This window comes from Acinetobacter sp. YH12255, assembly GCF_013417355.1.
Lineage (GTDB): Bacteria > Pseudomonadota > Gammaproteobacteria > Pseudomonadales > Moraxellaceae > Acinetobacter > Acinetobacter pseudolwoffii.
Map to the genome: position 1 here is coordinate 1 of NZ_VPEC01000061.1, position 10,184 is coordinate 10,184.

Annotated in this window: 11 protein-coding genes; 6 read left to right on the forward strand and 5 right to left on the reverse strand. The window is 42.2% G+C overall.

The genetic code is table 11. From position 1 onward, the window contains the following. Positions 1 to 110: 110 nt before the first annotated feature. The 3 genes from FTV30_RS14485 to ispH form a co-directional block, all read right to left on the reverse strand. A complete protein-coding gene (locus FTV30_RS14485) occupies positions 111 to 188 on the reverse strand; it encodes a prepilin-type N-terminal cleavage/methylation domain-containing protein (RefSeq protein ID WP_227523942.1) in 78 nt (25 codons plus the stop codon). A gap of 17 nt (positions 189 to 205) precedes the next feature. Continuing rightward, entirely contained in the window at positions 206 to 637 is a 432-nt protein-coding gene (locus FTV30_RS14490) for a Tfp pilus assembly protein FimT/FimU (protein WP_180001829.1), read from the reverse strand. 161 nt (positions 638 to 798) lie between these two features. Continuing rightward, a complete protein-coding gene (gene ispH / locus FTV30_RS14495) occupies positions 799 to 1,749 on the reverse strand; it encodes a 4-hydroxy-3-methylbut-2-enyl diphosphate reductase (RefSeq protein WP_100357314.1) in 951 nt (316 codons plus the stop codon). Positions 1,750 to 1,883: 134 nt separating this feature from the next. On the opposite strand from ispH, the gene gmk reads away from it, so the two are divergent. The 3 genes from gmk to FTV30_RS14510 all read left to right on the forward strand — a co-directional run bounded on the left by gmk (position 1,884) and on the right by FTV30_RS14510 (position 5,184). After that, positions 1,884 to 2,507 carry a guanylate kinase gene (gene gmk, locus FTV30_RS14500; protein ID WP_005094292.1) on the forward strand — a complete coding sequence of 208 codons (624 nt, stop codon included), beginning with the start codon at positions 1,884 to 1,886 and terminating at the stop codon, positions 2,505 to 2,507. A 76-nt stretch (positions 2,508 to 2,583) separates the two neighbouring features. Next, positions 2,584 to 2,865, forward strand: coding sequence for a DNA-directed RNA polymerase subunit omega (rpoZ, locus tag FTV30_RS14505; protein ID WP_004650579.1), 282 nt, complete (start codon positions 2,584 to 2,586; stop codon positions 2,863 to 2,865). 213 nt (positions 2,866 to 3,078) lie between these two features. Then, positions 3,079 to 5,184: a bifunctional (p)ppGpp synthetase/guanosine-3',5'-bis(diphosphate) 3'-pyrophosphohydrolase gene (locus tag FTV30_RS14510; RefSeq protein WP_180001830.1), complete on the forward strand. Its 2,106-nt coding sequence runs from the start codon at positions 3,079 to 3,081 to the stop codon at positions 5,182 to 5,184. A gap of 73 nt (positions 5,185 to 5,257) precedes the next feature. On the opposite strand, the gene FTV30_RS14515 is transcribed toward FTV30_RS14510, so the two are convergent. Further along, positions 5,258 to 6,316 carry an RNA-guided endonuclease TnpB family protein gene (locus tag FTV30_RS14515; RefSeq protein ID WP_180001831.1) on the reverse strand — a complete coding sequence of 353 codons (1,059 nt, stop codon included), beginning with the start codon at positions 6,314 to 6,316 and terminating at the stop codon, positions 5,258 to 5,260. A gap of 131 nt (positions 6,317 to 6,447) precedes the next feature. Here FTV30_RS14515 and FTV30_RS14520 point away from each other — a divergent pair, with 131 nt between their 5' ends. From FTV30_RS14520 to bfr, 3 genes are all read left to right on the forward strand, one after another. After that, positions 6,448 to 6,831: a RidA family protein gene (locus FTV30_RS14520; protein ID WP_004787096.1), complete on the forward strand. Its 384-nt coding sequence runs from the start codon at positions 6,448 to 6,450 to the stop codon at positions 6,829 to 6,831. A 218-nt stretch (positions 6,832 to 7,049) separates the two neighbouring features. After that, positions 7,050 to 7,244: a bacterioferritin-associated ferredoxin gene (locus FTV30_RS14525; protein ID WP_004732422.1), complete on the forward strand. Its 195-nt coding sequence runs from the start codon at positions 7,050 to 7,052 to the stop codon at positions 7,242 to 7,244. A 223-nt stretch (positions 7,245 to 7,467) separates the two neighbouring features. After that, positions 7,468 to 7,932, forward strand: a complete 465-nt coding sequence (gene bfr / locus FTV30_RS14530) for a bacterioferritin (protein WP_180001832.1) — start codon at positions 7,468 to 7,470, stop codon at positions 7,930 to 7,932. Positions 7,933 to 8,329: 397 nt separating this feature from the next. On the opposite strand, the gene FTV30_RS14535 is transcribed toward bfr, so the two are convergent. Then, on the reverse strand, positions 8,330 to 9,964 hold the full coding sequence (locus tag FTV30_RS14535; RefSeq protein ID WP_180001833.1) for a PglL family O-oligosaccharyltransferase: 1,635 nt from the start codon (positions 9,962 to 9,964) through the stop codon (positions 8,330 to 8,332). Between the last annotated feature and the right edge of the window lie 220 nt (positions 9,965 to 10,184).

Genomic DNA, 10,184 nt, shown 5'->3' on the forward strand with positions numbered 1-10,184 from the left:
GATCCATGCACGCATGGCAGTCTTGAATAAATTCACAGAATTAGGTCGCCCTCATACCCAAGTTGTCTCTTAAATTTGAGTAGCTTAAGGGAACTCAGCCTTTCAAACCTTTATGCAACAAAGCCACTGAGAAGTATGAGTGCAACCAATACCTCGACCAGTCCAGCACCTTTTTGAGAATTTTTCATTGTCTAATTTCCCTCACTTAGGTTGGGCAACTGGTTGCTAATTTTTTGTACACGACTGTTCCACCTTTTTGTACATAGACATAAGTTTTTAGAGCTGAATCATTTATATGGGAAAAAACAAAGCACTGACCGCTTCCAACTATAGAGGATTGGCCTGAACGTTCAAAACTGACTGAAGTATGTTCGCTCTCTTCGTGACTATGTGTTGGTGTCCAGGTTTTATATGAGTCCGCAACTGTAGTATTTACCGCTAAAATTTGAGCTTTCTGCTTAAAAATAGCTTCAGATCGAGTTTCAGCTAACAGATCAATAAAATCACGAGTATCTGTGGTTAACTGATAATTTCGAACTAATTTGATAAACGAAGGCGCAGCCATCATGGCAACAATCGCCAACACTGCAATCGTCACCATCAGCTCAATTAACGTAAATCCCTTATTCTTTTTCATCCCGCCCCCAAAGCAACAAAACTTTACCCTATTAAAAATAATATCTCACTTAATTACAAAACATACACACAACAGATAAAAGGTATAAAAAAACAGATAATTGCCAAAAAGCAATTATCTATCAATTCCTAAAAAATTCAGAATGTTAAGTACTTAACACTTTAGGCTTGAGTTACCGGAATACGTAACTCTTTGGGTAAACTAAATGTAATATTCTCTTCACGACCATCCAACTCTTTAGGTGCTTGGGCACCCCAATCCTGTAAACGCTGAATGACCTGTTTAATCAGAATTTCTGGTGCAGAAGCTCCGGCGGTTACTCCAATCTGGGCATTTTCTTCAAACCATTCCTGTTTGAGTTCATCGGCATTATCAACCAGATAGGACGCTTTACCCATACGTTCTGCCAACTCACGCAGACGGTTGGAGTTTGATGAATTTGGCGAACCCACGACAAGTACCACATCACAACGCTCAGCTAGATCTCGTACTGCATCCTGGCGGTTTTGGGTGGCATAGCAAATATCATCTTTACGCGGCCCTTGAATCAGCGGGAATTTTTGGCGTAAAGCATCAATCACTTTCGCCGTATCATCAATCGATAAGGTCGTTTGCGTGACAAAAGCCACTTTTTCAGGATGATGCACAGTTAAGGCAGCAACATCTTCTTCATCTTCGACCAGATAAATTTCACCACCATTTTTCTTGTCATACTGACCCATGGTACCTTCGACTTCAGGGTGACCTTCATGACCAATCAGAATGGCTTCTACGCCTTCACGCGCATATTTGGTCACTTCAATATGCACCTTGGTCACCAATGGACAAGTCGCATCGAAAACTTTTAAACCACGGCGTTCGGCTTCAAGTTGTACCGCCTTGGAAACACCATGTGCGCTAAAAATCACAATATTGTCATCGGGCACTTCATCAAGTTCATCAACAAAGATCGCGCCACGCTGACGCAGGTCATCGACTACAAATTTGTTATGTACCACTTCATGCCGTACATAAATCGGTGGATTAAAGCATTCTAGGGCACGGTTCACGATCGCAATGGCACGATCTACACCAGCACAAAAACCACGTGGGTTGGCTAAAACAATTTCCATAGAATCCTCAATACTCACACCATTTTTAGCGGTTCAATTGAAATAAATGTAAAACAATCGACTGGTAACTATTTAGTTTAAAGCCGGTCTACTCTAAAATAGAGAAGATATTTTATCATATCAGGAAAAATATCATGTCGGGTCTCTTGTTTGTCGTTTCTGCAGCGTCTGGAACAGGCAAAACATCCCTTGTTAAAGCCCTACTTGAGCGTGTCAATAACCTTCACGTTTCTGTGTCCCATACCACACGCGGTCAACGACCTGGCGAACTCGATGGCGTGCACTATCATTTCTCCCAGAAAGATGATTTTTTAAATCTGGTCAATGAAGGTGGTTTTATTGAATACGCAGAAGTATTCGGTAATTACTACGGTACCGCGCAGGCGACCGTTAAAGAACAACTGGCCAAAGGCCATGATGTGCTACTGGAAATTGACTGGCAAGGTGCACAACAAGTCCGTCGACTTTTTCCTGAATCTCAACAAATTTTTATCTTGCCACCAAGTCAGTTTGACCTACGTGAACGTCTATCTAACCGGGGTACGGACACAGTTGATGTGATTGAACATCGTCTGAGCTGTGCAGTGGAAGATATGCAGCAATATAGCAACTTTGACTATATTATTATCAATGATGACTTTAACAAGGCACTGCATGATCTCGAAGCGGTCATTATCGCCAACCGTTTGACCTTGTCGCAGCAAGCCAACCGTCATGAAAAACTGATTCAGCAACTGATCACACCCACTGAACAGTGATTAAAACTTGAGTCTATAGGCAAAGCCTTTTATACTGTGCAGTCTGTTAAAATTTATTATTCAAACGAGAATTCTTATGGCACGCGTCACCGTTGAAGATTGTTTAGACCATGTAGACAACCGCTTTGAGCTTGTACTAGTGGCAAGCAAGCGCGCGCGTCAATTGGCACGTCAAGGTATTGAACCAACTGTAGAATGGGACAATGACAAACCGACTGTTGTTGCTTTACGTGAAATCGCTGCAGGTCATGTATCCAAAGATATTTTGAAACAACGTGATCAGGACTATCAAACATCAAGTCTGGACCTTGCACTTTCTGCAAATAATCTAAACTTAGACGGTTTTTCTTTCCAATAAGAGATCGTCACAAAAAAAGCCTAGTTTTAAACTAGGCTTTTTTTGTTATGTGACTTTTATATTTATGCCAGAACGGTTATAACATAAGGGTTAGCTATCGAACTTGAATCCGCTTTCTATTTGTTAAAGTAAAAAATTGGCAAGCGCTACAATTCATATTTATCAAAGCTTTCATGGTTTTATTTGTAAGAAACTCAGTTTTAAAGGTGTTTTATGCCAGGCCCACAGGTCAGTCAAGCCAAGCAACAGTTAGAGATGATGATCGACGCGTATTTAAATGAACGTGATGTCGAACGTGTGCTTGCGGCCTGTGATTATGCAGATATCGCGCATGACGGTATTGTGCGTAAAAGTGGCGAACCCTATATTTTACATCCGATTGCGGTGAGCTGTATCTTGGCGCATATGCGTCTGGACACTGAAACCCTGATGGCTGCTTTATTGCATGATGTGATTGAAGATACCGACTTTAACAAGGATGATATCAGCGAGACTTTTGGTTTTACCGTGGCCGAGCTGGTCGATGGCGTGACTAAACTGAGTCATTCCAGCGATAAAGAATATAATAAAGCCGCGTCATTCCGAAAAATCCTGCAAGCCACCTTACAGGATCCACGTGTCATTATTGTGAAACTGGCCGACCGCTATCACAACATGACCACTTTGGAGGCGCTGCGCCCGGACAAACGTGCACGTATCGCCCGCGAAACCTTTGAAATTTTTGTGCCGATGGCACGTATTGTCGGCATGAATGAAATGGCCGACAATCTGGAACATCTGTGTTATCAGAATCTTGATCTGGACATGTACAACAACGTTCAGGCAGCCCTATTAGAAACCAAGCCAAAACGTTGTGACTATCAGGCGATCTGGGAACAAAAGCTGAATGACCTCTTAGAAGACTATAAAATTGAAGGTCGAATCAAAAAGAAAAATAACAATATTGAGCTGTTACGCCACTTTGTTAAAAATGATATTGACCTGCAAGAGCTGACCCATAGTCATGCCTTTGAAATTATTTTACAAAGCATTGCAGATTGTGACCGTCTGGCAGAAATTCTGACTCAAAGCTTTAAAATTCAAAGCTATGAAGATCATATTCGCCGTCCATTACCCGGTGGCAACCAGTCCTTGATGATGCGTTTAAAAGGTGAAAAAACCACGTTATCACTCACCATTCAAACCGAACTGATGCGTAAAGCGGCACGTTTTGGTGTGGTACTGGGTGAAAATGCCCCCCAAGCCTGTCGTTCTGCAATTCAGGCCTCGATGCAAAATCTGAACGTGTTGGTCGATGGTGAATGCGCCAAAACCACCTTTAGTGAATTACTGGATTATCTGCATCAGGAAAAAATCTGGGTGTATACCCCGCATGGGCATTTACACGAATTGCCGCAAGGTGCGACAGCGGTTGATTTTGCTTATGCGGCCAGCCTGTTTCTCGGTAACCATGCCATCGGGGCGAAAATTAACAATGAGACTAAACCGCTCTCTACCCCGCTAGTCAGCGGCCAGGTGGTCGAAATCATTACCGATGTCCTGGCAACCCCCAACCCGGACTGGCTCAGCTTTATTAACACCCAAAAAGCCCGCCGTGCCATTCAGAATATCTTGCGCGATCAGGACCTGGACGAACAGCGTCTGGTGGGTCAACAGGCACTGAATCGTGCCCTAAAACTGTTTCATCGCTCAATTCGGGATCTGACCGAAGCGGACTGGAAAAACCTGCTGGAATGGCGCCATATTGCGACTAAAGAGCAACTCTTTGAGCAGATTGCAGTCGGTGACTTATTGCCGCAATTGGTGGCCAATCATTTATTCGCCCAAGACCAGCATCAAAACATTGCTAGCTCAGGGCGCCTGATTCAGGGCACTGAAGGTGTGGATGTCAAATATGCGCATTGCTGTAATCCGGTGCTGGGCGATCCAATTCAGGGTCATTTGACTCGTCGTGGCCTGATTGTGCACCGTTCACGCTGTCATAACCTGCTGCATGAACAGCATCAGCACCCTGAAAATATCATGCCCTTGCAGTGGACTGCCGATGATCTGGATGATATCAGCTTTAGCGCTTATCTCAGCATTGATCTGGCCATGGATGATGAGCAGATTTCTGACCTGATTTATCAATGTCGTAAAGCACATTCAGGGGTAGAGATGGTGCGCACCCAGGATGAGCAGACCTATGTTAATATCGTGGTGCATAACCGCAAACAGATTGCCCAGATCATCCGGGACCTGCGTATGTATTTCGGTTTTCCAAGAATTACCCGTCTGACCCGGCCCGTCATTCTGAGCGAAGCATCTAAAGCGAGTTAATCATTTAAAACGATAATGCTGTTGTCAGCTGGATTGATCGAATATGATGTATGTTGATGTTGACATCCTCCAGCTAAAGCAAGCGGATTCCTACTGCTAGACGCTCATGCCCAAGCGCAAGTATGTTCTTAGCGGAATTTAAATCACGATGATTTATACTTCCACACTCACATTCCCATACTCTTATTCGCAAATCTGTTCTACCTTTGGGACTGCTAGAGGTGATTTCACCGCAGCACGAACAGATTTGGGTTGTGAATTTCTCACTGACTTCCTCAAACAATACCCCTGCGTTCTCGCATTTATACTTGAGCATTGTTTTCAGTGCTGAAAATCCTGTGTCCAAAACAGATTTCGCCATCTTGGTTTTTACAAGTTTGCTCGCACTTAAGTCACCTACAACAATCAGTGCATTTTCTTTCACAAGCAGAGTGCTTGCTTTATGCAAATGGTCTTTACGACAATTGGCAATTTTAGCGTGTAATGCACGTACACGTTTTTTATTTCTTGCTCTTTGAGCAATCCCTAATTTCTGCTCGTAATTACGGTAGAACTTAGGATTTGAAATTACAGTACCATCTGAGCAGGTGGCAACGTCTTTTAGACCAAGATCAATACCAATCGCTTTAGTTGCCGTTGGTTTGTATTGTTTAGGTGAGTCCACAACAAGACACACATACCAGCGCCCACGACTATCCTCAACGAATGAGCCTGTTCTCACGCTGTATTTACTTATGCCGTAGCTATCCCATAGCTTAAATTTCTGCTTGCCGTATTGCACATATCCATCAGCATATTTAATCGCTACTTTTTTAAATGGTATCCAACCAAGCGAACGTCTTGCTGACTTCTTGTTACTCACACGCCATTTCAGCTTTGCTTTCTTGTGTTGTCTTCTTTTATCAACATATTCTTCTGTTATCCCTTGCACTGTTTGACTATGCAAACCACACAATTTTGAAGTTCCTTTTGTGTATTGAGTCATATCAAATGCTGAGAAAAAGTCACCTGTTCTTTTCAGGTGTTTGAAACTCAAATCATTCACATAATTCCAAACAAAGTTCACCTCAGATGCTAATTGGTCTAGCACCTTGCAATGTTTGTCTTTTATGCGTAATTTAAGTGTTTTCATGAGCTTATTTTAGATCATGTTAAATTAAAGGTGTTGATTTTAAAAAATTCAACGACATTTTATGTCGTATCGCTTATATCTCTGCCCTGAAGGACAGAGTTTTACGCTCCATTTGATAAAAGGAGAAATTAATGTTCCGCCAAGTAATCCATACTGAAAATGCCCCTGCTGCCATTGGCACCTATTCGCAAGCCATTCTTGTGGGCGATACCCTGTATCTATCTGGTCAAATAGGTTTAGATCCATACAGCATGGAACTGGTTGAAGGCATTGAAGCACAGATTCGCCGTGTATTCGATAATTTAAAAGCCGTCTGCGAAGCGGCCGGTGGCTCTCTGGCAGACATCGCCAAACTGAATATTTATCTGACTGATTTATCGCACTTCCAGCTGGTGAACCAGATTATGGGTGAATATTTTGCCCAGCCTTATCCAGCACGTGCAGCACTCGGTGTTGCCAGCCTGCCAAAAGATGCTCTGGTCGAGATGGATGGCGTTGTCATCATTCAGCAATAATTTTTAAAATTTATGTAACACTTAAACTTCTATATTTCGTTTGCAATCATGAATCACTCTAGCAAAAACCCGAGCAATAATCGGATTTTTGCTAGAGTGATATTTTTTTATCTAAATCACCAATCACAATAAAAGCTATTTCAAATGATTTTTATTGACAAACGATAACAATTATCAATAATATTACTTATCTTATTTAAACACTGTGGTTGTGTCCTATGTACGTTTGTTTATGCCGTGGCATTACAGATCAAGACATTAAAGATGCTATTGCAAATGGCGCTGAAACGTATCGTGATGTGCGCGATATCTTGGACTTGGGAACCTGCTGTGGCCGCTGTGCACCAGAAGCCCGTATGATCATCAGTGATGAAGTTTCACAAATTGCGGCCCGTTTGGCTGTGGCCGCCTAAACCGAATAAAGATAATCATAAATCAATGATCTCAGATCATTCCTCCTCCCCCGCCTCTGACTCTGGCGGGTTTTTATTGCCGTTGATCTAAGCCTGGATCGATTTGATTGCGATTTTCATTTGCTGTTCCATAAATTACTCGCCATTGCCCCCTGACTTGCTTTACTATCATCCTTAGAGTGCTTTCTTAGAAAGATAAAACAGGTTCAAATGGAGTTATGTGATGAAAGGCAATCGTGATGTGATTAATCAGCTCAATCAGGTGTTGTATCACCACCTAACTGCAATTAACCAGTATTTCCTGCATTCGCGCATGTTTAATGACTGGGGTATTGAGAAACTGGGCTCGGCAGAATATAAAGAATCGATTGTGCAGATGAAGCATGCCGATAAAATTATTGAACGGATTTTATTTTTAGAAGGTCTGCCGAATCTGCAACATCTGGGCAAACTGTATATCGGTCAGCATACTCAAGAAGTGCTGCATTGTGATGTACGTAAAGTTAAAGAAAACATTGAGACCATTCAGAAAGCTATTGCACTGGCTGAAACTGAAATGGATTATGTGACCCGTGATCTGGTGCAGGAAATTCTGGAAAAAGAAGAAAATTATCTGGACTGGACAACTACGCAAATCGACCTGATTGAAAGTGTGGGTATCGAAAATTATATTCAAAGTCAGCTCTAAGATTCGATTTAAAATCAAAAAGCCAGCATCTGCTGTAATGCCAGTCAGTTAAGAAATTGACTGGCATTTTCTTTTTTAAATTCATGATCATATTTGATAAGTAGAAAAGTCATCCGCAACTGTTTGAGGCAGGGCTAGATTTAAAAATGATTGTTTCTGCGACAAATTTACTAGTCGATGGTGGCTGACGAGTTTTGCGGTGAGGAGTGTTGCTCCGCAAGATGCCTTCCTTGCGAAGCTTCGCTTCTCATTTGGGCAAAACCAAAGTAACAAATTATTTTCAAGTATTTGATTTATAACATTAATACTCCGCCTTGAATGACTGAAAAGTTAAAGAGTCTATTTCTAAACTCCTTAACTGATCAGCATTAAGCATCTGCTGGCTTTTTTGTACTTATTAGTGCGGCATATCCCGAGTCACCTCTGCATAACTCAGTTCAGTTTTCTGAATCGTATTTAAACGCTGCAGTTGATGCTGTGCTTCATCGACATAGCCGTTATACGCCAATAAACGAATATATTTTAAAAAGTTGTATTTGGTTGGATAGCTCACCACCAACTTTTCATATTGATGAATTTCATCTTCGCTCATCTTGCGATAAGGATTGACTCGAATCCAGTCAATGCGGTGATTAAACTCGGTCAGCAGATAGATCGGCTTTTCATTGGTGATATTTTCAGGCTGCATTTCATAGCGAATACTTTGTCCGAGTTTTGGTACAGCAGTATCGTAATCTCGATAAATTACGACCAACAAGAGCAACCCAAGACTGAAAGTCAGTTTCAGGCATATCGAAGGCAAGGTAATGGTTTTAATTTTCGGATTTTGCGCCAAGACCGTGCCCAGAATAAATCCTACCGGTAATAAGAAATAAGCATAATGCTGTGGAAACTCAAACATGGTATGCGTGACAAATGCCCCAACCATCAAGATCCCGATGACAGATTCTGGGGTATTGACCCAGCGTTGTAGCTGATAACCCAAATAACCGAAATAGGCCAAGAAAGGCAGACCGATGAGCAGTCCATTCCAGAGTAAAAAGTCCAGAATAAAATTATGCGCGCTACGAATCCAGACTGGGCCTTGCACGGTATCGCTAATCGAGACAAAAGCCACACTGGTCTGATACCAACCATAGCCAAACCATGGCTGTGCCTGAATGGCAGCCAGCATTTGCTGCCAGATCGCGAGGCGTGACATATCTCCAGTGGCACGCGATACCACATCACGGCTTTGCACGACATCCGCACCCATCGTCTGTGCAGCGAGCTGACTGAGTAATGGAAAAGCCACAATACAGGCAATAAAGAAGATGAACCAAGTGATGCTGTAAACCCATTTCAGGCGAATAATCCCTTTATATTGATAGAACGCTAGATACAACATCATTGCGATTGCAGCAACCCATGCAGTACGTGACTGACTTAAAGCCACTCCCATAACAATCACAGCAGCGCAGGTAAATAGCCATTTGCTCTGGATTTTTTTCTTTTCATATAAGTAAAGGCAGCTCATTAATGCCATGACTAAAAAAGTCGCCATATTATTCGGCTGGGCAAAGTTGGCATAAGGCCGCTGATTACCACTAATATTTACCATACCTGGCAAAGTTGCATCCAGATTGGTCCATTGGCAAATGGCAATAATGCCTGTGACTGTACCTGAAGCCAAAAATACATAGCTCAGATTAATAAAGGTTTCTTCTCGGCTATAGTTTCCTGTTGAAAAGTTATAACCCAGTACACTTGCCAGCCAAAAGCTAAACACGAAAATAAAGCCCAGCATGGCGATGCTAAAGAAAAACACTTGTCCTGTTAAAAAATGGATCAGCGGTACACCAGCGAGGAGCAATAAAGGAAAACTAATAGCTGGAATTTTTAATTTTTCTTTTAAGCAAATTGCAGCCAAGGCGAATAGTGCAAAAAATGCGTATAGCTCACCGGTATAGGTCACCCACGGCCGATAATGAATGGGCATGAGCCACGCAAGGGAGATCAGGATTGCTGCGATAAGGGCAAGCGTGAATTTCATGGAAATATCAGGCGGTAGAAGTTTGGCACATGATAAACAAAAAGCAGATTAAAGGGTAATCTGCTATTCGGATTAAAAGAACTAGAACTAGTTACGGCTTTGTTGCATAAAGGTTTGAAAGGCTGAGTTCCCTTAAGCTACTCAAATTTAAGAGACAACTTGGGTATGAGGGCGACCTAATTCTGTGAATTTATTCAAGACTGCCATGCGTGCATGGATC